The organism is Staphylococcus gallinarum (assembly GCF_029774255.1).
Lineage (GTDB): Bacteria > Bacillota > Bacilli > Staphylococcales > Staphylococcaceae > Staphylococcus > Staphylococcus gallinarum.
The window spans coordinates 1,525,561-1,550,570 of record NZ_CP069082.1; the positions used below are offsets into that span (position 1 = coordinate 1,525,561).

Genomic DNA, 25,010 nt, shown 5'->3' on the forward strand with positions numbered 1-25,010 from the left:
AAATTTATATTTTATGATATATACATTTTAATACATTTCAAGTCTATATCCAATGCCATTTAATTATAATTTTGTGAACGGTTGAGTAGAACGACAGTTCGTCATACAAATATACTGAAAAATGCGTTATAATAAGTTGAAAAGACAAAAATAGAGGGGTACATTAAATGAATGGTCTTAGAAGTGTTACAACAGGTACAAGCGATTTAGCGAAAACTAAAACATTATTTAAAGATATACTCGGACTGAATGTTGCAGAAAAAGGTCAGGCCCTTCGCTTTGGAGATGCTGAATTAAATTCTGGGACACGACTGCATTTTGTCGAAATACCAAACTATGATAACCGTAATAACCATATTGAAAATATTGGTCTTCGTATACCCAGTGATGAAGGACTGAATGAGTATCAAGAAATATTAACGAAACATCAAATTGCATACGAAGAAATTACAGATTTGAATGGTCATAAATACTTTAATTTTAAAGACGATAATCTTCAACCTTTTAATATATATTCAAATGAACATAACACTGGAGCACCACTCGGTATGCCTACATTTGAAAGTACAGTAAATCCGTTACATCAAATACAAGGGTTGGGTCCAGTTATAATCAGAGTTAATGAATTATTACTTACTCAATCGGTATTAACTGAGGTGTTCGGATTAATACATTTTGCTGAATATAAACCTTCAGCAACTGCAGATTATAAGGTTCAAGTATTTCAAATTGGTGATGGTGGACTAGGTGGCGAGTTACATGTTCATGCCTCTGATATCCCACTAGAATTACCTGAACACGGTATTGTAGAGCAAATAGAATTTGCTACAGAATCTAAATCACAATTTCAACATGCAATTGACCAATTAGAATCAATTGGTATCAAATATCAAAGTCTTGATCAAAATGGCGAAAGATCCATTAGAATTTCTGAGAATAGCGGTATCACATTTATCTTAACATTAGAAGGACAATAGAAAGGATTTTTAAAATGCTACACGAAACTTGGAAAGAACGTACACCAATTAAAAAGGTCGAAGTTACACATACAGATGCTCAAAAGTTTAAAGTATCGGATATGTTAACTGTTGGCAAAGTATATGATGTAATTAACGAAACAGAAGAATATTATCAAATTATTGATAATTCTGGGCTTGTTGGTGGCTATTACAAGACTTATTTTAAGGAAGTTTAAACAATATACACCGAAATCATATAATGTATTAATTAAACACTTATTCATTTATTTTCATCAAATTTAGACTAGAATTTGGAATGGCAAGCGTAATATTTAAAAGAAAATATTATGATTCACTTATTTTTAAGTAATGTGGGTTATAATATTTTTATTTGATATTACTTTCGGACACTTTTAATAGCAACCGAAACGATGCTTACTCATTTCAAATTCCGGTCTATTTTTAATGTGTCGATATAATAGAAAAGGTTAGATAAGAGGAGAATGACAATGGCAAATGCACAATATATAAACAAAGATGAAACTGTATTTAATGATGCAATCTCACTAATGGAATTAAACAAAAACTTATTATTAAAAGGACCAACAGGTTCAGGTAAAACGAAATTAGCTGAATCATTAAGTGAACATCTAAATAGACCAATGCATCAAATAAACTGTTCTGTAGATTTAGATGCAGAAAGTTTGTTAGGATTTAAAACAATACAAACAACGGATAACGGTTCGCAAGAAATTGTTTTTATAGATGGACCAGTGATTAAAGCTATGAAAGAAGGGCACTTACTCTATATTGATGAAATCAATATGGCCAAACCTGAAACATTACCTATATTAAATGGTGTACTAGATTATCGTAGAAAGTTGACGAACCCCTTCACAGGAGAAGTCGTAAACGCTGCTCCAGGTTTCAATGTAATTGCTGCTATTAATGAAGGATACATCGGTACGTTACCAATGAATGAAGCATTGAAGAACCGTTTTGTAGTAATTCAAGTAGATTATATTGACGGAGACATCTTAAGTGATGTTATTAAAAAACAAAGTCAATTACAAGATGAGATACTCATTCAAAGTATAATTAAATTCAATGAAGACTTACGTACAATGTCAAAACAAGGACAAATTTCAGAAGAAGCAGCAAGTATACGTGCATTATTAGACTTAAGTGATTTAGCTACAATCATGCCAATAAAAAGAGCAATTAAGAGAACGATAATTGATAAACTTGAAGATGAAAGAGAACAACAGGCGATAATCAATGCAGTAGAATTAAACTTTTAGTGAGGGATAATCATGAGTGATCGTTTTATTAAATTTAACGACGAGCAATTAGATGCGAAGCAAGTGATGATGCTTCAAGATTTAGCTCGATTACTTCTAAAAAATGAACAAACACAAGTAAAAATACAGAAATTCCCTTATTATGACCCGATTCAGAATATATTAATTACCAGTTCGTTTTGGTCACATAGAGAATCAGATATAGAAACAATGGGCTTAAAAACAGACGTACTACTTGCTGCATATGGATATAAATTAATGGATGAAACTGTTGTCCATGAGGTTATCCATAACGATGAGTTTGAGCATCCTAAATTTTTCCAACAACTTTTTAAGTTATTAGAGGATATGCGAGTATTAAATTTTATTATGTCAGAAAGACCTTCGACAACAAATGCCATACGAAAACGTAAAGCAATTCGTCTGAATTTTACACAAACACAAATCAATGTTTATAAGACTAAAACAACATTTACAGATTTATTATTTTTAAGTTTGGAAAAGTCATTTTTACAAGAGAACTTTTATGATTTACCGGATATTAATTCACAGATTGATGATGCAGTATTCGTAATGTACCAATATTTACCTAACTTTTTCCATAATTCAACATCTGAAGACAATATGTATTTAGCTGAGCGAATCATGTATCAAATCGATCATTTATTAAATGAAGATATGTTAAATGAATATTATCATTTACCTAAAAAGGTGTATGAAACAATGCATGAATTAAAATTTGCAGATTTAACACGTACAGACGCGAGCAATGTTGACGGTCAAAATCAAGAAAGTGACAAAGATGCAGACATTGTAGCAGAAGAAATGGAATCTAATAACCAAGATAGCGCTTCAGAAGGTGGGGCATATCTAGAAATGGAATTACATGAAGGTGAAAATAGTGATGTCATGAGTGACAATGATACTGCTAGAGAAGGCGATCCATCAGATGATATGACAGATATGCAATCTAAAAAAGGTAAAGGTACTACTACTGAACGTGAAGATGAAGGCGGAGAAAACGTAGGAGTTAATCCAGCCTTTGCCTTAACAGGTATCAATGAAAATGTTGAAATTAAATGGAATAAACCTGATATCTTACCGGAATACTTAACGCAATATCAAACTGTTGAGTCACAAGTTCAATTTGAAACTAAGGACTTAATTCAAATCATAAAAAAGGCAATTGATCGTGAATCACAAGATGCAAGACATAATTTAACTAAAGGTAGATTACAAAAGAATTTACTTAATTGGTTTATCGATGATCAATATAAATTATTCTACAAAAAGCAAGATTTGAGTCAATCTTTCGATGCTACTTTCACATTATTAATAGATGCTTCTGCTAGCATGCAAGATAAAATGGAAGAAACGATAAAAGGTGTGGTGCTCTTTCATGAAACATTAAAATCTTTAAATGTGAAACATGAAATTCTGGCATTTAACGAAGATGCATTTGATGCTGATAACTTAAATCAACCTAATATTATTGATGAAATAATTAGCTATGATTACTCTACAAATCCTAAAGATGGACCAAGGATTATGGCACTTACGCCTCAAGATGATAACCGTGACGGCGTAGCTATCAGAATAGCGAGTGATCGTTTGTTACGTCGTTCGCATAATCAACGTTTCCTTATTGTTTTCTCTGATGGTGAACCATCTGCTTATAATTACAGTCAAGATGGTATTTTAGATACTTATGAAGCTGTGGAAACTGCGAGGAAAATGGGGTTAGAAGTCTTTAATGTATTTTTAAGTCAAGACACGATAACAGAGGACATTGAGCAGACGATTCACAATATTTATGGTCAATATGCTTTATTCGTTGAAGGCGTAGAAAATTTACCTAGTCATTTATCACCTTTACTAAAAAAACTACTCTTAAAATCCTTTTAAATGTTTAATAAATATTCGTCTATCTATTTAAATATTCAGAAATTTATATAGATAAATATTTTCAGACATGATAGAATAGGTAAGATTATTTTTAAATTTAGAAGGAGCAACAAAAATGAATAAAAATACTTGGATTATCGGTTTCACATTATTTGCCATGTTTTTTGGGGCAGGAAACCTAATCTTTCCACCTAGTTTAGGTCTAGATAGTGGGGAATACTTTTGGCCAGCTATCTTAGCATTTGCTTTAACAGGAATCGGTTTACCATTACTCGGTGTAATCGTAGGTGCATTAGATAAACAAGGCTATATTGGATCTTTAAATAAGATTTCTCCTAAGTTTTCTATTGTATTCTTAATTATTATTTATTTAACAATTGGACCGCTATTTGCAATACCACGTACAGCATCAACATCATTTGAAATGACAGTGACACCAATTGCACACACAAATAGTAGTCTTGCATTATTTATATTTACAGTTATATATTTCTTAATTGTGTTATATCTATGTATTAATCCTAATAAAATGGTCGACAGAATCGGTTCTATTCTTACACCATTATTATTAATTACTATTTTAGCAATGATTGTAAAAGGATTTATGGATTATCACGGAAATCCTAGTAGCCAAGCAGCAGAAGGTTTCACATCAAACTTTACTGGTTTCTCACAAGGTTTTACAAATGGGTATTTAACAATGGATGCAATTGCGGCTATTGCATTCTCAATGATTGTAGTGAACGCAGTTAAAGCAACAGGCATTACTCATGCAAACAAAATCTTCAAACAAACTTTAATTGCAGGATTAATTGCGGCTATTGCCTTATTATTTATATATGTTTCACTAGGCTTTATCGGTAACCATATGAATTTATCTTCAGGAAAAATTGCTAGCTTGAAAGCAAACGATCAAAACATCGGTACATACTTGCTAACAACAGTAGCTAGTATTGGATTTGGAACATTTGGTAAATATCTATTAGGTATTATTGTTGCACTTGCTTGTTTAACAACAGCTTGTGGGTTAGTAGTGGCAGTTGCAGAATACTTCCACAGAATTTTTCCTAAACTTTCATACAAAGCTTATGTTATCATCTTTACGATAATTAGTTTTATATTAGCAAACCAAGGATTAAATTCAGTAATTACAATGTCTGTACCAGTTCTAAGCATTGTATATCCGGTAGCAATTACTATAATTTTATTAATCTTATTGGCAAGATTAATACCTACAAAACCAATTGCACAACAAATACCAATTGCTATCGTTTCAATCATCTCAGTTTTAAGTGTTATCCATACACAGGGATGGTTAAAGCTTAATTTTATCGATAGTCTACCATTAAAACAGTACTCGTTAGAATGGTTCCCTATAGCAGTTATCTTCACTATTATCGGGTATATCGTAGCAGCATTTGTTAAAAAACAATCACCCATAGTGTATGAAAAAGAATAGAGATAGTATATATTAAAATTTTGATTTAAACATAGAAATAACAGTTAAATAAATAATTGTTATCATCATAATTAAATACAGTTATTTATGATTCTACTTCCTTTAAAGTGATGACATTTACAGTGCGTCTTTTAAAGGAAGTTTTTTTACTTATTAAACTAATGATACGTTCCTATTAGATATTTAAAAAGTATATGTGAATGTTAAACCATAATTCTTCGGAGAAGCATGTTGGCGAGATTTTAAAGGTAATAGGGGGATGTGAAGACTACAGGCTAAAGCTGCCCTCTAGAAAAGTATGCCAATAATACGAATAATATGAATAATAAGCCAACAGCTCAATTATTATTTATTTAATGATTTATTTGCCAACACTAACAAGACAAATTGAATACAAGAATTTAAGTGGATAGTAATTTAAAAGTCACAAATGTTTTTCTACGTATATTGGCGAGACTCCTGAGGGAACAGGACGGGCTGAAGACTACAGGCTGAGGCTGTCCCCTGGGAAAGCGAGCCAATAATACGAATAGTATGAAAAAAAGCACTCAGATAAATTCATTCATCTGAGTGCTATTTTTCTGTAATATTTGTCCAAAGTACGATACTCTAATTATTATTTACCAAAACTAATTATGCTTTTGTCTCTTTAAATCAAGCAATTGGTGTTGTAATTCATTTTCTAAGTCAATAAGTTCAGTTTCAGCTTGTTGACGTTTTGTCCTACCTTGCTCTTGAATTTGCAACGTTTGCTCAATCGTTTCAATAATATCCTTTTGTGTGGTCTTCAATGTATCAATATCTACGACACCACGTTCATTTTCCGTCGCAGTATCAATCGCATTCCGTTTCAACAATTCAGAGTTTTTTAGCAATAAATCATTCGTCGTATCCGTTACCGCTTTCTGTGCTGAAACAGCATTACGTTGTCTCATTAATGTAAGCGCAATAGACATTTGATTCTTCCATAAGGGAATACTCGTCAATATAGAACTTTGTATTTTTTCAGCCAAAGCTTGATTGACATTTTGGATCATTCTAATTTGTGGTGCCGTTTGAATGGCAATTTGTCGAGAAAGTTGTAAGTCATATATACGCTTGTCCAATCTATCAACAAATTGTTCCATATCTGATGCCGCTTGAACATCCATTTGATTTCCGGTTGCTTTAGCTTTAGAAACCAATTGTGGAATCTCTTCCTGTTGAATTTGCTCTCTTCTCTGCTTTGCTGCTTCAATAAATAAAGACAATTCGTCGAAATAATCCTTGTTCATATCATATAATTCATCTAGCATGCCAACGTCTTGCTTTAAATTATTTTTATGTTTATCTAACTCAATTGAGATGCGATCAATCTGTGATCCTACTGATTGCATTTTAGAAAATATTTCGTTGACGGATGCCTTAGTACGTTTAAACAGTCTTTTAAACTTGGATTGATTTTCTGGATTTAATTCATCAGCATTTACAGATTTCAGTTTACTCATTAATCCATTTAATGATTCACCTACAGGGCCCACATCAGTTGTTCTCACTTCATTTAGAATTCGGTGTGAGAATTGTGACATTTTTTGTTGCGCTTCTGTACCATAATTTAATAAATCATCGTTATCCATCGGCTTTATTTTTTGACTTAAATCATTTATTTTTTGTTGTTCTTCTGGTGAATATTGCTTAGCGTTATTAATTTTTTCAGATTGATCTTCCGTGCGTTCATCAATATATTTATCTAATGGATGTGAATTAATAAAATCATGTTCTCTATCCATCAATGTTCACTCCAGTCATCTATTTTGCTTCTTTCTATTTTGTTCCATTCTGTTCAATTCCATCTCTATATCTAACATATTATAATCTTCTTCATTTATCCGTTTTAAATCAGCTATTAATGTTCTTTTAACCTCGTCTAAAGTGATGCGTGTTTGTTCAAGTTTTTGCTTTTCAGCCTTAGATTTTTTGGGTGACTTTGCCAATCTAGTATAAGACTCAATTAAATTCAATGCATTATCGATATGTGAATAGAAGAAACTTTCTACTTTGAAAAATGATGCAGGTCGCTGCTTTACAGCAAAAAATATAGCACGAGAAATACGATATATATCATTTACCTGCCTAAAATCTTTAATACTTCTCACATTTACAAATGACTTTAATATTCTTCTATTTTTATCTTGAGCATTATTTAATTGGCTATTAACAAAATGATAGTCTCTGCGAGATAAGCCAATTTCATTTAAATATCTACGAGAAGTTAGACGTTGAGTAGGGAAATAAACTACAAAGAATGTTGCCGCTGAAATAAGTAAATCAAAGAACATATAGATGTCAAAAGCAAAAATACTAATGAACCATGCGATAACAGCAATCGGAAATGCAATAATTGTCCCTATAATTCGAGAAATATTATATCTCAATTGTCATCTTCCTTTATATTGTTCTGAATTTATTCCAAGAATGATTTATATCTGATTCTTCAATTATATAATCTTCAACATGCGAAGCAGGCGATGCACCTTGTGTTACAGCATCAATGAATTGTGCTAATGATTCTGCTTCGCCTTGAGCAAATATTTCAACATAATCACTTACATTTTCAACAGTACCGGCAATTCCATATTTGCGTGCTAATCTTTCTGTATAATAACGAAAGCCTACACCTTGAACTATGCCAAATACTTTAACATGCTTGCATTGCATATAATCACCTCTTAAACTTATTATACGCAATTTCACTCTACAAAACTAATAATTGAGTTTATTGTTGACTTGTCTATAGGCCAAAAGTATGAGACAGATAACTTGATTTTGTATATCAACTCGTTAGAATATTACACATAGGTATTTTTCTAAAACATATACTAGATATTTTGAAAACAAATCACATTGTTCGATACATAACTAGTGTGGGGAACTATCAAAGAACTATTAAAATAACGATAGAGCAAAGAGTATCATGTAAGTATTATAGTTGAATGTTTTACATATAAATTCAAATTGCTTTAACATGCTATGCGACATTGAAAGGGGAAAGCATTATGTGGACAGTTGCAAAAATTCGTGCTGATTACGAAGGCTGGTGGTTATTTAGTGACTGGACAGATCACATTATTGAGCAACATGACTTTAACACGTATGAAGAAATGATGACTTGTTATAAATCATTACTTAACAAAAGTAAAATTGATTACGATAATTATTTAGTAGGAAAGCACAATATTCATGCATTTTATAATAATTGTGAATTAGGATTTTGTAAGGATTGTGATGAAGATTTACAAATTTTTTATAGCTATATTGTATTAAACAATAATGAAGTATATTTTAATTTACCAAATATTTAATAAATTGTTTTTTCACATTTGTATTGCAATTATGTATACAATGCATTATACTCTTATTTAAGCAATAGTTTTATTCCATATTGCAAAGAATATTGTGTCAACAGAAGATAACTGTGAAATTGTATTTTTTGTAATATGCGAATAACGCATATTGAATGAATTTTAGTCTTGGAGGTTTCACAGTTATGAAACAAGGTACAGTAAAATGGTTTAACGCTGAAAAAGGTTTTGGTTTTATCGAAGTTGAAGGAGAAAACGACGTATTCGTACACTTCTCAGCTATTAACCAAGAAGGTTACAAATCATTAGAAGAAGGTCAATCAGTTGAATTTGAAGTAGTTGAAGGCGATCGCGGTCCTCAAGCTGCAAACGTTGCTAAACTATAATTATAAATTGAAATATTGACTATTTGTAAAGAACCTTGTTAAAGGTTCTTTTTTTTGCATTATAATAAAACTTTTAACAAGTAGCGTATAGATAAGTTAATAGACAATAATAAACATGTAACGTAAGCATCGTATGTATTTAATACTATCGTTACATGTTTTTCAGTATATCTTGTAGATTAATAACTCTAATTAATTCAACTTAAAGCACTAATTATCAAATAAAGATGTAATAGCAAATTTTATTATTCCGTAAAGATACTACTTTAGATATTATGCTACTAATTATAAAGATATATTTCTTTCACTCATCTTAATTATCATTCTTAGCTATTTTACTTACGATTTATACTATCTTCACTATATTTTTCCCCAAATGCCTCCATCATGTCAATCACTGGTATTAAATCTCTTCCTTTATCTGTTAGACCATAAACAACTTTTGGGGGAACTTCGGGATATACAGTTCTTGATATAACCTTGTCATGTTCTAATTCTTTTAATTGCTTTGTTAATGATCCTTGAGAGATACTCACAAGCAATTTTTTAATTTCATTAAATCTTTTATCGCCTTCTTTCAAATACCAAAGAATGATATTTTTATATCTTCCTGACAACACATTTTGAGTATATGCTATCCCATGAATATCTCTATGTTCATCTATGAATGATTCGTCAAAACCATAATTACAAATTTTCACCATTTTAATACCTCCATACCGCAATAGTACAAATTTTAGTACTAAGTTAAAAATTATTGCCTTCTTTCAATATTGAATTTTGAATACTAATATACTATATATAATAAATTTAAAAAAGAGGGTTACTTATGAAATCACGTATTACAAACATATTGAATATAGAAAAACCTATTATACAAGGTCCTATGTCATGGCTAACTGATGCACAATTTGTAGCAGCAGTAAGCGAAGCAGGGGGACTAGGCTTTTTAGGACCCAATGGCGGATCGGCATTAATTACACGTTCTGTTACCGATACAATTGAGCGTTTTCGACAAGAAATTAAAAAAATTAAGCAACTCACAGATAAGCCATTTGGCGTACCATTAGTCATAAGTAGGGATATGGCTTATACAGAACAATTGGTTGAAGTAATTATTGAAGAGGGGGTTACTGTAGTACTTGCCAACGAGTATATAAAGGATAAATTACTATACCAAAAATTGAAATCACATCAAATTAAAATAATATATAGACCCTTAACACCAACAATTGAAAATGCTAAAGAGGCTGAGTCCTTTGGAGCAGATATTTACGTAGCAACAGGTTTTGATGAGGGTGGTACAGTTCCAGAACGCGTGATTGGTACTTTTTCAATTGTACCTATGATTGCCGATGCAATTGATATTCCTGTCGTTGCCGCTGGCGGTATTGGAGACTACAGAACAGTAAATGCTGCTTTTGCGTTAGGTGCAGAAGGTGTGTTTGCAGGTAGCTTGTTTATTGCTACATCAGAAAACCCAGCTGCTGAAAATGTTAAGCAAAAAATTGTCGATTCAAATGCTACAGATTTATTATTATTTAGAACTTTACCAGCATACTACAGATCGTTACCCGGTAAATTGGCAGAAGAATTAGTAGAAATGGATCGCCAAGGCTATTCAAATAGCGAATTGTCTCAGCATATGGGTGGGGGCGCTAACATGAAATTAGGTATGTTAGATGGTGATACTGAAAATGGATTTGTCTCAGTTGGCACAGGCATTTCTACTATTTCTGAAATCAAACCGGTAGAAAATGTTATTAAAGATGTCATGAAGGATATTCAATAAGTTTATGCTGCTTAATAACATATAAAAACAAAACCACAATCTGATGTGTAGTAAGTTCTGTGAATATCATTCTATAGTTCAACATTCACTAACAAACAGCACTAACTTGATTGTGGTTTTGTTTATTTATCTTCTGAAATTTGATTATTTGGTATCATTAATTATGAGTTGTCTTAATGATTGTCTTTTTATAACTTCTCTTGCTTTACCATCTTTCAAGAAGAATACAGATGGTTTTTGCATTTGGTTATAATTTGAAGCCATGGAATAATGATAGGCACCCGTTGATAAAATAGCGAGATAATCTCCACGTTTTACTGTATTTGGAAGTTGAGCATTTTTAATAATAATATCACCTGATTCACAAAGCTTACCGGCTAATGTGACTGTTTCATTCGCTTCATCATTGCGATTTACTAGCAACGCTTCATAACTCGCATCATAGAGTGCAGTACGGATATGATCACTCATGCCACCATCAATTGACACATATTTATTAACGCCTGGGATTTCTTTGATTGTTCCTACTTCGTATAAAGTAATTCCAGCTTCACCAACGATCGAACGACCGGGTTCAATACCAATCTCTGGAAGTGGATAATTGGTTTCTTCAGCTATCGTCTTAATAGCTTCTGTGATTTCTTTAATACCATCTTCAATAGGGAAACTCACATCGCCTTCAACATATCGAATACTGAAACCACCACCAAGATTAATTAGCTCTACATTAATATCATTGTCTTTCAACCAAGAAATCACTATTTTAGCTGTTTCAATCATCGCTTCTGTGCCTTCGATTTGTGAACCAACATGGAAGTGGACACCTTTAAGGTTTAAGCGCTTTGATGCAAACACTTTTTTGACACCTTCTAAAGCTAAACCATGTTTAATCGACAATCCAAATTTACTATCTTCTTGACCTGTTTGTATAAATTCATGTGTATGTGCTTCAACACCAGGATTCAAACGCAATACAACATTGACTGTTTCACTTGCATAACGATCAATCAAGTCAATTTCTTCTAATGAATCTATAACAATATAGCCAACTTTGCTTTCTAAGGCATATTGGATTTCATGCTTTGTTTTATTGTTACCATGAAAATGAATATGTTGTGGATCAAAACCAGCTTCCAATGCAGTATAGAGTTCACCTTCAGATACTACATCTAATTCTAAACCTTCCTCTTGCACAAGTTTAACCATTTGAATACAAGTAAACGCCTTTGAAGCATAAGAGATATTATATGTTAAACCACTTGCCTTAAATGCTTCATGATAGCGTCTCATTTGGTTTCTAATTTGTACTTCATCATATACTATAGTAGGGGTACCAAAGCTTTGTGCAATCGTCTTTAGACTTGTACCACCCATCGTTAATTCGCCGTTATTGTTGTATTCTACTACCATCTTTATCTATACTCCTTTATTAGTGAGTCATGATTCATTGCGCTGAGTTGCTCTGAATTAGCTCCCACACCTTTAAATGTATACTCATCTACGCGCATATCATTATTATATAGTATTACCTCATCTTGTGCATTTACTTCTGAATCCACTTCTACAAACATATGACTCATCATCAAAGCTCTAATTGGATATCTTTTACCGTTGATCATAGCTTCATGTTTCGCACGTGCCTTTAATATGCCATCACCATATCCCACATCAACGACTGCCAGTTTTGTATTGTTCTCAGTCGCTTCGTAGGCAAAGCTATACCCACAATAATCTCCTTGTTGTACTTCGCGAACTTGAATTACATTTCCTTTAACAGTTAATGACTGTTTAATCAATGATTCATCTAATGAACCATAAGGTCTTGAACCATATAAAGCAATACCAACACGTGCATGTGTATGATTTGGAAGCACACAACCTTCTCTATAATAGCTCGCACTATTTTGTGCATGTATCATTTCAAATTGATAGCCATCCTTTAATAGCGTTTCAACAACATTCAGCCATGCTGTTTTTTCAATATCATAGTCAGGAACATCAAATTCATCAGCATATCCAAAATGTGTCCATAAGCCTGAAATATGCATTTTCAATGTATTTTCATTCTGTTCATGATGCTGCAAGACTTCCTTTATTTCATCAATTGTTTTCAAACCTGAACGATGCAATAAATTTTCGAATTCTAAATGTACATGAATATCATATAAATCTTCCACATGTTCATAATAATATTGAAGGGAAGGCAATGTCATATGAATTTGATGTTCTCTTAAAACATCAAACTCATATACTGCATTCATCAAGAATATGGTTGCTTCCGGTGCTATCTTTCTAATTCGTACAGCTTCCTTTAAAGAGGTCGTACTGAATGTGTTAATCCCAATTTGTAAAAATTGTTCTACCGCAAAGTTCAAGCCATAATGATAAGCATTATTTTTTACAACAGCCATAATATTATTGTTATTAACAACATTTGCGGCATTCTTTTTAAATTCTGCTGTTTCCACTGACCAAGTAGCAGTCATTTACGTCACACCTCACTGTAAGTTTTTAATAACTGTTCATAGTAATCTGCAACACGTATCAACATATATTCGTTAAAGTTTAATGTTGCTGTATGCAAACCTGTAATATAACCTTTAGATTCATCTCGTACACCGACAAATACAAAATAACTCGGTGCAAATTGACTATAAAAACTAAAGTCTTCACCAAATAAATAAGGCGTAGGTTTATCAATAATCTCAAAGTTTGCACTAGTTAGACCCTGTGTTACTTTGTGCTTTAATGTTGGATCATTATAAGTAGGGGGATATCCTTCTTCAAATTTAACCTCACAATCTACATCAAACAACAATTTAACACTTTCTGCGATTTTCTGCATTTGTTGTTTCACAATTTCTAAATCGTTCACATCATATGTTCTTATTGTACCTTCTAAATATCCATTACTAGGCACTGTGTTGATTGCTTCACCAGCTTCAAAGTGTCCCATATGTACAATATTGCGTTTCAGACCATTTAAATGATATTGTTGAATTTGACCAACTTGAGTTAACACATGTTGCAAAGCTTCTCCACAAGAATGGCCTTGTTCTTTATCTGCTACATGACTTGATAATCCATTTAAGAAGAATCTGTACTCCGTAGCACTTGCAGTAATTTCTTCATCTCTAATAACAACTTTACCTTCATCTTCAAAAGGCATAACATGAATTCCAAATACTGCTTCTATATTATATGCTTCAAATGCACCCGCCTTGATAAGTCGATTCGCACCACCACCTGTTTCTTCAGCTGGCTGGAAAATAAATACGACATTATGTGGTAATTCACCATTTTCAGCTAATGCTTTGCAACGTTTTACAAACAGCATTAGCGCTGTAGTATGTCCATCATGGCCACATGCGTGCATAACATTATCTGTTGAACTTCTATAGTCAACGTCATTTTCCTCAAATATTGGTAGGGCGTCTATATCTGCACGATAAGCGATTGTACGATCACTGTTTCCCTCAAGAAATGCTATTATGCCAGTTTCTAATGGACGTTTGTAAGTTATTCCCAGTTCATCTAAAAATGCAGCTATATACGTCGTTGTCTCATATTCATGAAGGCTTAATTCTGGATGTTGATGTAAATGTCTTCTATGTTTAGTAACGAATTCTAATTCATTCATTTAAGATCAGATCCTTTATTTATTATTATCAATTAAATTCTCATATTTAAGTAGTTTAAATATAACTATAGGTTGCAAATACATTATGTATATAAATTTTTAAAAAATGGAGGAAAAGAAATTGTAAGTTAAATTCGACAAGTGCATCGTCATTAACCAAAAGTATCTTTATCCTCCGATAATAATGGATAAAAACAACGTAAATCTCAGTTATTTTTCATCCAATTCAATTAGTAAATATTTTAATTATATTAGTCGTTTAACTTTCTTAACGCTGATACGATTTCACGTTTAGAATCTTCAACTTCACTCGTTTGCTTAATAACTTTAGCTGGTGTACCCGCAACTACTGCTCCTGCTGGTACGTCTTGAGTAACGATAGCGCCAGCTGCTACAACTGCTCCTTCACCAACGCGTACGCCTTCGAGAATTACAGCATTAGCACCAATTAATACATTATCTTCAATTACAACAGGAGAGGCACTAGGTGGTTCGATGACACCTGCAAGAACTGAACCTGCGCCGACATGTACGTTTTTACCAGTCGTTGCTCGTCCTCCAAGCGTAGCATTCATATCAACCATTGTGCCTTCACCAACAACTGCTCCGATGTTGATTGTTGCACCCATCATTACAACCGCTCCGTCTTCAATAATTGCTTGTTCTCTAATAAATGCTCCTGGTTCAATACGTGCATTTGTATTAGTTAAATCTTTCAATGGAATTGCAGAGTTACGACGATCCATTTCAATTTCTAATTCTGTAAATGCAGCTTGATGCTGCTCGTAAAATGATTTCCAATCATCCGCTTCACAGAAAATTACTTTTGAATCTTCTGAACCAAACACTTTAAATTCTTCTGGGAATGCTACATCATTAAAGTTTCCGTTTGCATAAACTTTAATAGGGGTTGTTTTCTTTGCGTCACTAATATATTGAATAATTTCTTCTGCCGTTAAATGTTGTACCATAATTTAATACGCTCCTTGAATTTTATAAGTTGTTAAATGTGTAATAACCATTTTCTTTGTTAACTAATTTCTCTGCAGCACCGATTGCACCATTGGCAAAAATATCTTTTGATTGTGCACGGTGTGTAATTTCAATTGTTTCATCTGTACCTGCAAATAATACATCATGTTGTCCTACGATTGTACCACCACGTACTGCATGAATACCAATTTCTTCTTGTGTTCGTTTTTCATTGTTTTCATGACGATCATATACTGGTGTTGATTGTGTTCTTAATTCTTTAATTACATCATATAATTTTACAAGTGTACCACTTGGGGCATCTACCTTTTTATTGTGATGTGCTTCTGTTAATTCAATATCAAAATCTTCTAATAGTGGGACTGCTGCTTCCAAAATTTTAGTTAGGGCATGTACACCATAGCTCATATTTGCACTAAAGAATACAGGCATTTTTTTACTTAACAATTGCAATTTATCGATAATCTCTTCTTTTTCACCTGTAGTTGCTATAACTAATGGTAATTCGAAATCATCATCTAATAGTGGTAATAATAATTCTGGATTTGAAAAATCAATCGCTACATTTGCATCTTTTGCGTCAGATATTTTTTCAAAAGTAGGGTAGGGATATGACTTATCATTATTTCTCACAATAATACCACTGATTTCATGTCCTTTTTCTTCAGCTAATCTTGCTACACGCTCGTTCATCGCGCCGTAACCAATTAATAATATTTTCACACTAGTTCACCTGCTTTAAATTGTTCATATGCTGTTTCTAATTTCTGTCTATCATCATCTTGTAGCGTCACTAGTGGTAATCTTACTTCATAATTTCCAAAACCTTCCACTGTAGTTAACACTTTAATCGGTACTGGATTGACATCAACTGCCAATGCATCAAGTAAAGCTTTAACTGGTTTAAATTGCGCTTCAATATTTTCCCCTTGTTGTTTAGCGTCGTATAACGATTGGAAGGTTTTTGGTATAACGTTAGCTACTACAGAGATAACACCGTGACCACCTCTTTGATAATATTCTACAATATTATCGTCATTACCACTAAAGAGTGCAAATTTAGCTAAGTTTAAACGTGATTTTAAAGCTTCTAAATACTCAAAATCATTTGTGGCATCTTTTAAAGCAACAATATATTCATTTTCACTTAAAGTTTCTACTGTTTCAGGTTCAATTGTCATATTCGTACGAGAAGGGACGTTATATAATACAACTGGTAATTTGACTGCGTCAGCAATTGTGGTAAAGTGTTCGATTAAACCTCGCTGACTTGTTTTATTATAATAAGGTGTAATAAGCATAATAGCATCTGCACCAATTTCACGTGCTCTCACTGATGCTTGGATTGATTTTTGAGTATTGTTAGTCCCAGTTCCAGCAATTACAGGAACACGCCCATCAACATAATTCACTACTACTTCTAACACGTGTTCTTTTTCTTCATCTGTTAGTGTTGGATTTTCTGCAGTTGTTCCATTTACAACGATTGATTTCGCTTCATTTTCTAATAAATATGCTAAATGTTTTCTTAAAGCATCGTAATCAACTTCATTATGTGTGAATGGTGTGGTTAGGGCTACACCAACGCCCTCAAAAATATGTGCCATCTTATTTAACTCCTTTCAGACTCATTACTTGCTCAAGAATTTGTACTGCGTTCAATGCTGCACCTTTCAATAAGTTGTCTGAAGTACACCAAACATGGAATGTATTATCTAAAGAATCATCTTTTCGGATTCGACCTACAAATATTTCATCTTTACCAGTAGAATGAATCGCTAACGGGTATTCATTTTTTTCTGGGTTATCGACTAATACGACACGTTCGTCCTGTTCAAATAATTGTTGAATCTCAGCAACAGACGTATCTTTGTTTAATGTCACACTCATGTGAACACTGTGACTATCTTGTACAGGAACACGTACACATGTCGCCGTTACTTTTAAATCATCATCTTTTAAGATTTTTCTTGTTTCATCGATCATTTTTTGTTCTTCTTTCGTATAACCGTCTTCTAAAAATACATCAATATGTGGTAATACGTTATTATAAATAGGGTGCGGATAAGCTTCTGGTTCTTTACCATTTGCGCCTTCAGCTAAATCTTGTTTACCCTTAACACCTGAACCAGAAACAGCTTGATATGTGGTATAAGCTACACGGTTTAAACCAAACGCTTCTTGTAAGACTTTTAAAGGAACTACAGATTGAATCGTTGAACAGTTTGGATTTGCAATAATCTTACGCTCTAACACTGGCTCATTAACTTCTGGAACGATAAGATCAATACCTTCCGTCATTCTCCACTGACTTGAATTATCGATAACGATTGCTCCTGCTTGTTCGAAAATAGGGGAGAAATGTTCACTTGTGCTACCACCTGCACTCATTAATACATAGTCGTAGTGTTCATTTGCTGCTTCCTCTGTTAATTCTTGTACAGTATATGTGTTACCTTGGAATTCTACTTGTTGACCTGCTGATCGAGCTGATGAAAATAACACTAATTCATCATATTTAACGCCTTTTCTATCTAAAGTCTCTAACATGTTTCTTCCTACTAAACCTGTTGCACCTGCTACTGCTAATTTTGTCATAATTTATACACTCCATTTATAATTTAATTTTATAAAAATTTTAGAAAATTCAGATTTCAAAAGCTTTATATAAAGCATGTACCGCGCGATCACCGTTATCTGCATCAATCACACTTGAAATACTAATTTCTGAAGTTGTAGTTTGGTAAAAAGGAATATCGTTTTCAATTAATGTAAGAAATGCTTTTGAAGCGACACCTGACATATCACGCATACCTGAACCAATTAATGAAATTTTGACATAGTCTTCATTAATTTTGAAGTCTAAAGCACTGTATTGTTCAGTCAATGATTCAAAAATATTAGTAATTTGTAATACATCTGTATCTTTTATAGTAAAGGACATTTGTAGTCCTTCCAAGTTAATAATTTGAGAAATCATATCAACATTAACAGATCCCGCTTCTAATTCATTAAACAATGCTGTTAACAAATTGTTATCGGGTAGGGGATAACTGATTGTTACATGCATCATATGTGTGTCTAAAGCAACGCCTGTTACCGCTTTTTTCTCCAATATCTCAGTTTGTGGCATAATCCATGTTCCTTTCACATTTGATAAAGTTCTTCCTAAATATAGTGGAATATTATAATTATTAGCGAGTTCAACACTTCTTGTTTCCAACACGCCGGCACCTAAAGCACTCATTTCCATCATCTCTTCATATGAAACATAATCCAAACGCCTTGCTTCTTTATATAACCTAGGATCTGTTGCATAAACGCCGTCTACATCCGTATAAATTTCACACGGTGTTTGATTGCTAGCTGCTAAAGCTACTGCAGTCGTATCTGAACCTCCACGACCAAGTGTTGTTATCTCCAAGTCGTCATTGACGCCTTGGAATCCAGCGACTACTAACACATCGTGATGGTTAAACGATTGATTAAACGTTTCAGGGTCAATTTCAGCAATTCTACTCTTCAGATGATGTCCGGTCGTTTTAATACCTGCTTGATAACCGGTCATCGCTCTTGCCGAAACACCGATATCATTCAATACCATCGAAAGGTAAGAAACAGTCTGTTGTTCACCCGTCGTAAGTAACAACGCTAATTCTTGATCCTTAGGCGTAGAAGTTAATGATGATACATTCGCCATTAACTCATCTGTGGTTTTACCCATTGCACTTACAACTACAATCAATTGTTCTCCTTGTTCCACTCTATTTTTTAACATTTCAGCTATGCTTTTAATTTTAGTAAAATCACTAACTGAAGAACCTCCAAATTTTAAAACACTTCTTTCCAATTTCTATATCCTCCTCAATGATAGGGGAGAATCACAGTAATATAAAAAAAGAACAAGTCCGGAGTTGCGAACCTGTTCATTAATATATACAAGTGATGCACTCCATTATTTAAAAATAATGACAGACTCTTAGCTCTTAACCATAAAGTCCAACGTGTTATAAGCTGCTATTATAACTGTTTCGGCATCTCACCCTTTCAAAATTAGCTGCTAGCAGACAGGTTCTACTAAAATTTACTAATGATTGATGCGCCTCATCAAAACTATTTAATTTTTGTTTATGATTCACATTATACATAGGGTTATATGTCATGTAAACTGCTTTCAACAAAGTTTTTCTAATTTACTGAAAAATTAAACTATATAATTTCCATTTAACTTTAATAGTGTATTATTTAACTAACTAATTAGAATTCTTCATAATTATCCGGATCTTGTCCTTTTAATCTACCATCTGGTTGTGTTAAATTATCAATTTTTTCTAGGTCTTCATCTGTTAATGCGAAATCAAACACATCTTTATTTTGTATTTGTCTGCTAATAGAAGTAGATTTTGGAATTGGAACGACGCCGTTTTGCACATGCCATCTTAAAATAATTTGCGGAATTGTTTTATTGTACTTTTCAGCAATCGTAGCAATATTTTCATCATTAATAACAGTTGATGCTCGTCCCAGTGGACTCCATGCTTCTGTAACAATACCTTTTTCTTTGTTGAATTGAATCATTTCTTTTTGATTAAAGTAAGGATGTAGTTCGATTTGGTTAACAGCAGGTAAGACACCTGTTTCACGTTCAAGTGTTTCTATATGTTCTTGTGTAAAGTTACATACACCGATAGATTTAATTAAACCTGCTTTTTGAGCATCGATTAATGCTTTCCAAGCTTCAACATATTTACCTTGTTTAGGGTTAGGCCAATGAATTAAATATAAATCAATGTAATCTACATTCAAACGATAAATTGACTCTTGAATTGCTGTTAAAGCAGCATCATAGTCTTGATAACGTCCTGGTAATTTAGAAGTGATAATAATTTGATCTCGAGATACATGACTTATTTCTATCGCACGTCCAACTGTACCTTCATTTTCATAATTATAGGCAGTATCAAGTACTCTATAACCTTGATTAAGGGCATTTACTATAGCATGTACACCTTCAGATCCATTTAATTTGTATGTACCAAAACCAATTTGTGGCAATACTTGGCCATCAAGCAAATTCAAATTTTTCATAAACTTATTCCTCCTATTTACTTTGTCAATGTTGATTATATAACTCAACATTATCTATTTAAAATAATTTGCCTACACAAAGTAATATTAAAAGGGGAGACAAACAAAAAACGCAGTTATCAAATACATTAATTTGCACTGATAACTACGTTACTTACTAATTAAAATTATTTATTTAAAACGCCTGTTTCCTTTAAATATTCCTCATATGGAATTTCTTTAGAAACAGATCCTTCTGGATTTAAATCGATGACACGATTTGCAATCGTATTTATAAATTCAAAATCATATGATGTAAAGATAATTGAACCTTTAAATGATTTCAATCCATCATTCACCGCTGTGATACTTTCTAAATCTAAGTGGTTAGTAGGTTCATCAAGTAACAATACATTCGAACTTGATAGCATCATTTTACTTAACATACAACGTACTTTTTCTCCACCAGATAAAACATCTGCTTTTTTCTTAACTTCTTCACCACTAAACAACATACGTCCTAAGAAGCCACGTAAGAAAGTTTCAGTCTGTTCATCTTCAGGTGCATATTGACGCAACCAATCAACTAAGTTCATATTTACGCCTTCGAAGTATTCAGAATTATCTTTTGGTAAGTAACTACGTGATGTTGTTACACCCCATCTAACAGAACCTTCGTCTGGTTCCATTTCTCCAGCTAATATTTTTAGTAAAGTTGTCTTAGCAATTTCACTATCACCAATTAATACCGCTTTGTCATTTGGATCCATTGTAAATGAAATATTGTCTAATACTTTCACACCATCTACAGTTTTAGATAGGTTTTCCACAAACAATAAATCATTACCGATTTCACGTTCAGGTGTGAAGTTAACAAATGGATAACGACGTGAAGAAGGTTGAATATCTTCTAATTCTATTTTTTCTAATTGTTTCTTACGACTTGTAGCTTGTTTTGATTTTGATGCATTGGCAGAAAATCGTGCTACGAAATCTTGTAGTTCTTTGATTTTTTCTTCTTTTTTCTTATTTTGATCTTGTGCCATTTTCATAGCTAATTGGCTAGATTGATACCAAAAATCATAGTTACCAACGTAGACTTTAATTTTACCATAATCTAAATCTGCAATATGAGTACATACATTATTTAAAAAGTGTCTATCATGCGAAACAACGATAACTGTATTTTCAAAATTAATTAAGAAGTCTTCTAACCAGCTAATCGCAGGAATATCTAAGCCGTTTGTAGGCTCATCTAGTAATAACACATCTGGTTCACCAAATAAACTTTGCGCCAATAACACTTTTACTTTTTGATTATTTTCTAACTCAGACATCGTTTTATCTTGTAAATCTGCTGAAATACCTAGACCAGAAAGTAGTGTGCCTGCATCAGCTTCGGCATTCCAACCATCCATTTCAGCAAATTCACCTTCTAATTCCGCAGCGCGGATACCATCTTCATCGCTGAAATCTGGTTTCATATAAATTTCATCTTTTTCTTTCATCACTTGATATAAACGTTCATGTCCTTTAATAACAACATCTATTACACGTTCTTCTTCATATGCGAAGTGATCCTGTTTCAAAATAGCTAAACGTTCATTTTTACCTAAAGATACATGTCCTGTTTGAGCATCTAACTCACCAGATAAAATCTTTAAAAAAGTGGATTTCCCAGCACCATTTGCGCCGATTAAGCCGTAACAATTGCCATCTGTAAATTTAATATTTACATCTTCAAATAATTTACGATCACCAAATCGTAAACTTACATCAGTAACTTGTAACATGTATTTACTCCTTTATTCGTTAATCTACCGGACAAATTATAACACAATTAACTTGGACTTTCGACCATTCTCGATGGAGTAATGCTTGTTTGTGTTATGCGTGTTATAATAATATAGAATAAATTTATGTACGAAGGAGAAAAGTATGGCCAGAGACGAAAAAGATATTGTAGGCTCAATTGAGTTTTTAGAAGTAATCGGTTTAGAAGGATCTACTTATAAATTAAAAGGACCTAACGGCGAAGAAGTAAAACTCAATCAATCTGAAATTCAAGATGATGATGAATTAGAAATCGGTGAAGAATATAGTTTCTTCATTTATCCAAATAGATCAGGAGATTTATTTGCCACACAAAACATGCCTGATATTACGACAGATAAGTATGATTTTGTAAAAGTATTAAAAACAGACAGAGATGGTGCACATGTTGACGTAGGTTTACCTCGTGAAGTATTAGTACCATGGGAAGATTTACCAAAGGTTAAAACTGTCTGGCCGACACAAGGTGACGAATTACTCGTTACATTAAGAATCGATAGAGAGAAAAATATGTTTGCACGTTTAGCATCAGAGACAATCGTCGAAAAAATGTATACGCCTGTACACGATGAATCATTACAAAATAAAATAATAGAAGCAAGACCATACCGTTTATTAAGAATCGGTAGTTTCCTATTATCAAAAGAAGGGCATAAAATTTTCGTTCACGAATCAGAACGTAAAGCTGAACCTCGCTTAGGCGAAAATGTCGAGGTACGAATTATTGGTCACAATGACAATGGCGAACTTAATGGGTCATTTTTACCATTAGCCCATGAACGTTTAGATGATGATGGACAACATATCTTTGACTTATTAGTTGAATACGATGGAGAATTACCGTTTTGGGATAAATCTAGTCCAGAAGCGATAAAAGAAGTGTTCAATATGAGCAAGGGTGCATTTAAACGAGCAATCGGACATTTATATAAACAAAAAATAATTAACATTGAAACAGGAAAGATCTCTTTAACTAAAAAGGGATGGAGTAGGGTAGAAGACTAAACCCCGCCACAAAGAAGACAATATAATAGATAAATATTTATATTCCCAACCGAAATACACTACAAATTTGTAGTGTATTTCGGTTTTTTTATTAACAATTACTATTTGCAACGTAATCTCTGTAATATTGCACACACCTAAAAATGTATTAGAAACCGCTAAATGACAATGTTTTCAAGTACATTTAAACACCTGAAATATTTCAATTATAAATTTTGTAAATAACATCAACATTTTCTTAACATATCTTTTACATTAAACTCATTTGTAATTAATAAACGATGTGTAGTATAGGGATTGTAAGAACTACATATAAAACACATATGGGTTATTTATCTATTAGGAGGATGTTTCAATGAAAAATTGGCAATTAGTTGGTACTACAGTAATTGGCGCTTCACTTTTATTAGGTGCTTGTGGTGGCGGTAATAGCGGCTCAGGCGAAGGTAAAGGTAGCGGGGAAGTTAAAGGCGATGGTTCGTCAACAGTAGGCCCTATCATTGAAAAATTAAATGAAAAATTCGCAAAAGATAATAAAGATGTAACAGTATCTAACGGTACAGCTGGTACTGGTGGAGGATTTGAAAAATTCATTTCGGGAAATACTGATTTCTCAAATGCTTCAAGACCAATAAAAGATGAAGAAAAGAAAAAATTAGAAGATAAAGGCATCAAATATGATGAATTCAAAATTGCACAAGATGGTGTAACAATTGCAGTAAATAAAGAAAACGACTTTGTAAATGAATTAACTAAAGAACAGTTAAAAGAAATTTATTCTGGTAAAGCAAAAACATGGAAAGATGTTAACTCTAAATGGCCAGACAAAGAAATCAAAGCATTTTCACCTGACCAATCTCACGGAACTTATGACTTCTTCACAGAAGAAATTATGGACAAAGGTGATATTAAAGCAGAGAAAAATGCCGATACAAACGTAATTGTTTCATCTGTTGAGAAAAACAAACAAGGTGTTGGTTACTTCGGTTATAACTTCTATCAACAAAATAAAGATAAATTGAAAGAAGTTAAAATCAAGGATGACAAAGGTAAGTTAACTGAACCAACTAAGAAAACAATCCAAGATGGTTCTTATGCATTAAGTAGACCATTATTCATCTACACAAACGAGAAGAAATTAAAAGATAACAAAGGATTCCAAGATTTCATGAAATTTGTCATCGATGACAAAGGTAAATCAGCTGAAGATGCAGGATTCGTCGCTTTACCTAAGAAAGACTACAAAGAACAAAAAGATAAATTAGATGACATCATTGGTAAAGAAAGTAAAAAAGAAGATAGCAAAAAAGAAGACAAATAAGTATTAAA

The 25,010-nt window shown here is 32.8% G+C and carries 24 protein-coding genes and 1 riboswitch; of the genes, 10 read left to right on the top strand and 14 right to left on the bottom strand.

Translation table 11 applies throughout. The features are described from left to right. Positions 1–167: 167 nt before the first annotated feature. The 5 genes from JN168_RS07205 (at position 168) to brnQ3 (ending at position 5,624) form a co-directional block, all read left to right on the top strand. Positions 168–977: a VOC family protein gene (locus JN168_RS07205; RefSeq protein ID WP_042738705.1), complete on the top strand. Its 810-nt coding sequence runs from the start codon at positions 168–170 to the stop codon at positions 975–977. A gap of 14 nt (positions 978–991) precedes the next feature. Next, the gene (locus JN168_RS07210; protein WP_042738706.1) at positions 992–1,195 is read left to right on the top strand and encodes a DUF6501 family protein; all 204 of its coding nucleotides are present in this window, start codon (positions 992–994) and stop codon (positions 1,193–1,195) included. Between the two features lie 273 nt (positions 1,196–1,468). Then, positions 1,469–2,260 (top strand): ATP-binding protein, encoded by a 792-nt coding sequence (locus JN168_RS07215; protein WP_042738707.1) that lies wholly within the window; start codon positions 1,469–1,471, stop codon positions 2,258–2,260. Positions 2,261–2,272: 12 nt separating this feature from the next. Beyond that, the gene (locus JN168_RS07220) at positions 2,273–4,165 is read left to right on the top strand and encodes a vWA domain-containing protein (protein ID WP_279525722.1); all 1,893 of its coding nucleotides are present in this window, start codon (positions 2,273–2,275) and stop codon (positions 4,163–4,165) included. A gap of 115 nt (positions 4,166–4,280) precedes the next feature. Then, positions 4,281–5,624 carry a branched-chain amino acid-like transporter carrier protein BrnQ3 gene (brnQ3, locus tag JN168_RS07225; protein ID WP_042738709.1) on the top strand — a complete coding sequence of 448 codons (1,344 nt, stop codon included), beginning with the start codon at positions 4,281–4,283 and terminating at the stop codon, positions 5,622–5,624. Positions 5,625–6,253: 629 nt separating this feature from the next. On the opposite strand, the gene JN168_RS07230 is transcribed toward brnQ3, so the two are convergent. The 3 genes from JN168_RS07230 to JN168_RS07240 are packed head-to-tail and all read right to left on the bottom strand — an operon-like array spanning position 6,254 to position 8,321. Continuing rightward, complete coding sequence (locus JN168_RS07230; RefSeq protein WP_042738710.1) at positions 6,254–7,393, bottom strand: toxic anion resistance protein; 1,140 nt, start codon at positions 7,391–7,393, stop codon at positions 6,254–6,256. Positions 7,394–7,408: 15 nt separating this feature from the next. Then, positions 7,409–8,038, bottom strand: coding sequence for a 5-bromo-4-chloroindolyl phosphate hydrolysis family protein (locus JN168_RS07235; RefSeq protein WP_042738711.1), 630 nt, complete (start codon positions 8,036–8,038; stop codon positions 7,409–7,411). Positions 8,039–8,051: 13 nt separating this feature from the next. Continuing rightward, complete coding sequence (locus JN168_RS07240) at positions 8,052–8,321, bottom strand: acylphosphatase (RefSeq protein ID WP_042738712.1); 270 nt, start codon at positions 8,319–8,321, stop codon at positions 8,052–8,054. 338 nt (positions 8,322–8,659) lie between these two features. On the opposite strand from JN168_RS07240, the gene msaA reads away from it, so the two are divergent. Further along, a complete protein-coding gene (gene msaA, locus JN168_RS07245; RefSeq protein ID WP_042738713.1) occupies positions 8,660–8,965 on the top strand; it encodes a regulatory protein MsaA in 306 nt (101 codons plus the stop codon). 185 nt (positions 8,966–9,150) lie between these two features. Further along, the gene (cspA, locus tag JN168_RS07250; RefSeq protein WP_002507639.1) at positions 9,151–9,351 is read left to right on the top strand and encodes a cold shock protein CspA; all 201 of its coding nucleotides are present in this window, start codon (positions 9,151–9,153) and stop codon (positions 9,349–9,351) included. A 335-nt stretch (positions 9,352–9,686) separates the two neighbouring features. Here cspA and JN168_RS07255 read toward each other — a convergent pair whose 3' ends face one another. Then, positions 9,687–10,055, bottom strand: a complete 369-nt coding sequence (locus JN168_RS07255; protein WP_042738714.1) for a winged helix-turn-helix transcriptional regulator — start codon at positions 10,053–10,055, stop codon at positions 9,687–9,689. A 125-nt stretch (positions 10,056–10,180) separates the two neighbouring features. On the opposite strand from JN168_RS07255, the gene JN168_RS07260 reads away from it, so the two are divergent. Next, positions 10,181–11,143, top strand: a complete 963-nt coding sequence (locus tag JN168_RS07260) for an NAD(P)H-dependent flavin oxidoreductase (RefSeq protein WP_279525723.1) — start codon at positions 10,181–10,183, stop codon at positions 11,141–11,143. A 144-nt stretch (positions 11,144–11,287) separates the two neighbouring features. Here JN168_RS07260 and lysA read toward each other — a convergent pair whose 3' ends face one another. From lysA to JN168_RS07310, 10 genes are all read right to left on the bottom strand, one after another. Beyond that, complete coding sequence (lysA, locus tag JN168_RS07265) at positions 11,288–12,553, bottom strand: diaminopimelate decarboxylase (RefSeq protein WP_279525724.1); 1,266 nt, start codon at positions 12,551–12,553, stop codon at positions 11,288–11,290. Between the two features lie 2 nt (positions 12,554–12,555). Next, entirely contained in the window at positions 12,556–13,629 is a 1,074-nt protein-coding gene (locus JN168_RS07270) for an alanine racemase (protein WP_042738717.1), read from the bottom strand. A 5-nt stretch (positions 13,630–13,634) separates the two neighbouring features. After that, positions 13,635–14,783: an amidohydrolase gene (locus JN168_RS07275; RefSeq protein WP_042738718.1), complete on the bottom strand. Its 1,149-nt coding sequence runs from the start codon at positions 14,781–14,783 to the stop codon at positions 13,635–13,637. A 251-nt stretch (positions 14,784–15,034) separates the two neighbouring features. Continuing rightward, positions 15,035–15,754 carry a 2,3,4,5-tetrahydropyridine-2,6-dicarboxylate N-acetyltransferase gene (gene dapD / locus JN168_RS07280; protein WP_042738719.1) on the bottom strand — a complete coding sequence of 240 codons (720 nt, stop codon included), beginning with the start codon at positions 15,752–15,754 and terminating at the stop codon, positions 15,035–15,037. 22 nt (positions 15,755–15,776) lie between these two features. Further along, complete coding sequence (dapB, locus tag JN168_RS07285; protein ID WP_042738720.1) at positions 15,777–16,499, bottom strand: 4-hydroxy-tetrahydrodipicolinate reductase; 723 nt, start codon at positions 16,497–16,499, stop codon at positions 15,777–15,779. Further along, a complete protein-coding gene (dapA, locus tag JN168_RS07290) occupies positions 16,496–17,383 on the bottom strand; it encodes a 4-hydroxy-tetrahydrodipicolinate synthase (RefSeq protein WP_279525725.1) in 888 nt (295 codons plus the stop codon). The genes dapB and dapA overlap by 4 nt, the downstream gene beginning before the upstream one ends. A gap of 1 nt (position 17,384) precedes the next feature. After that, positions 17,385–18,374, bottom strand: a complete 990-nt coding sequence (locus JN168_RS07295; protein ID WP_107527353.1) for an aspartate-semialdehyde dehydrogenase — start codon at positions 18,372–18,374, stop codon at positions 17,385–17,387. A 49-nt stretch (positions 18,375–18,423) separates the two neighbouring features. Then, a complete protein-coding gene (locus tag JN168_RS07300; RefSeq protein WP_279525726.1) occupies positions 18,424–19,626 on the bottom strand; it encodes an aspartate kinase in 1,203 nt (400 codons plus the stop codon). An 87-nt stretch (positions 19,627–19,713) separates the two neighbouring features. Beyond that, positions 19,714–19,892: riboswitch (Lysine riboswitch) on the bottom strand. Positions 19,893–20,033: 141 nt separating this feature from the next. Then, on the bottom strand, positions 20,034–20,864 hold the full coding sequence (locus JN168_RS07305; protein WP_042738724.1) for an aldo/keto reductase: 831 nt from the start codon (positions 20,862–20,864) through the stop codon (positions 20,034–20,036). A gap of 167 nt (positions 20,865–21,031) precedes the next feature. Further along, a complete protein-coding gene (locus tag JN168_RS07310) occupies positions 21,032–22,636 on the bottom strand; it encodes an ABC-F family ATP-binding cassette domain-containing protein (RefSeq protein WP_042738725.1) in 1,605 nt (534 codons plus the stop codon). A 145-nt stretch (positions 22,637–22,781) separates the two neighbouring features. Between JN168_RS07310 and cvfB the strand changes: the two genes are divergently transcribed. Together cvfB and JN168_RS07320 are read left to right on the top strand one after the other, a co-directional pair. Continuing rightward, positions 22,782–23,681 (top strand): RNA-binding virulence regulatory protein CvfB, encoded by a 900-nt coding sequence (gene cvfB / locus JN168_RS07315; RefSeq protein WP_042738726.1) that lies wholly within the window; start codon positions 22,782–22,784, stop codon positions 23,679–23,681. Positions 23,682–24,036: 355 nt separating this feature from the next. After that, positions 24,037–25,002: a PstS family phosphate ABC transporter substrate-binding protein gene (locus tag JN168_RS07320; RefSeq protein WP_107513037.1), complete on the top strand. Its 966-nt coding sequence runs from the start codon at positions 24,037–24,039 to the stop codon at positions 25,000–25,002. The last annotated feature ends 8 nt before the right edge of the window (positions 25,003–25,010 follow it).

Excerpts from the sequence above, each read along its gene's own strand:
- JN168_RS07255 (WP_042738714.1), bottom strand. The coding sequence starts at position 10,055 with ATGGTGAAAATTTGTAATTATGGTTTTGACGAATCATTCATAGATGAA.
- JN168_RS07270 (WP_042738717.1), bottom strand. The coding sequence starts at position 13,629 with ATGACTGCTACTTGGTCAGTGGAAACAGCAGAATTTAAAAAGAATGCC.
- cvfB (WP_042738726.1), top strand. The coding sequence starts at position 22,782 with ATGGCCAGAGACGAAAAAGATATTGTAGGCTCAATTGAGTTTTTAGAA.
- dapA (WP_279525725.1), bottom strand. The coding sequence starts at position 17,383 with ATGGCACATATTTTTGAGGGCGTTGGTGTAGCCCTAACCACACCATTC.
- JN168_RS07260 (WP_279525723.1), top strand. The coding sequence starts at position 10,181 with ATGAAATCACGTATTACAAACATATTGAATATAGAAAAACCTATTATA.
- dapD (WP_042738719.1), bottom strand. The coding sequence starts at position 15,754 with ATGGTACAACATTTAACGGCAGAAGAAATTATTCAATATATTAGTGAC.
- msaA (WP_042738713.1), top strand. The coding sequence starts at position 8,660 with ATGTGGACAGTTGCAAAAATTCGTGCTGATTACGAAGGCTGGTGGTTA.
- JN168_RS07215 (WP_042738707.1), top strand. The coding sequence starts at position 1,469 with ATGGCAAATGCACAATATATAAACAAAGATGAAACTGTATTTAATGAT.
- JN168_RS07220 (WP_279525722.1), top strand. The coding sequence starts at position 2,273 with ATGAGTGATCGTTTTATTAAATTTAACGACGAGCAATTAGATGCGAAG.
- cspA (WP_002507639.1), top strand. The coding sequence starts at position 9,151 with ATGAAACAAGGTACAGTAAAATGGTTTAACGCTGAAAAAGGTTTTGGT.
- JN168_RS07310 (WP_042738725.1), bottom strand. The coding sequence starts at position 22,636 with ATGTTACAAGTTACTGATGTAAGTTTACGATTTGGTGATCGTAAATTA.
- JN168_RS07210 (WP_042738706.1), top strand. The coding sequence starts at position 992 with ATGCTACACGAAACTTGGAAAGAACGTACACCAATTAAAAAGGTCGAA.
- JN168_RS07205 (WP_042738705.1), top strand. The coding sequence starts at position 168 with ATGAATGGTCTTAGAAGTGTTACAACAGGTACAAGCGATTTAGCGAAA.
- JN168_RS07295 (WP_107527353.1), bottom strand. The coding sequence starts at position 18,374 with ATGACAAAATTAGCAGTAGCAGGTGCAACAGGTTTAGTAGGAAGAAAC.
- JN168_RS07305 (WP_042738724.1), bottom strand. The coding sequence starts at position 20,864 with ATGAAAAATTTGAATTTGCTTGATGGCCAAGTATTGCCACAAATTGGT.
- brnQ3 (WP_042738709.1), top strand. The coding sequence starts at position 4,281 with ATGAATAAAAATACTTGGATTATCGGTTTCACATTATTTGCCATGTTT.
- JN168_RS07275 (WP_042738718.1), bottom strand. The coding sequence starts at position 14,783 with ATGAATGAATTAGAATTCGTTACTAAACATAGAAGACATTTACATCAA.
- lysA (WP_279525724.1), bottom strand. The coding sequence starts at position 12,553 with ATGGTAGTAGAATACAACAATAACGGCGAATTAACGATGGGTGGTACA.
- JN168_RS07230 (WP_042738710.1), bottom strand. The coding sequence starts at position 7,393 with ATGGATAGAGAACATGATTTTATTAATTCACATCCATTAGATAAATAT.
- JN168_RS07240 (WP_042738712.1), bottom strand. The coding sequence starts at position 8,321 with ATGCAATGCAAGCATGTTAAAGTATTTGGCATAGTTCAAGGTGTAGGC.
- JN168_RS07320 (WP_107513037.1), top strand. The coding sequence starts at position 24,037 with ATGAAAAATTGGCAATTAGTTGGTACTACAGTAATTGGCGCTTCACTT.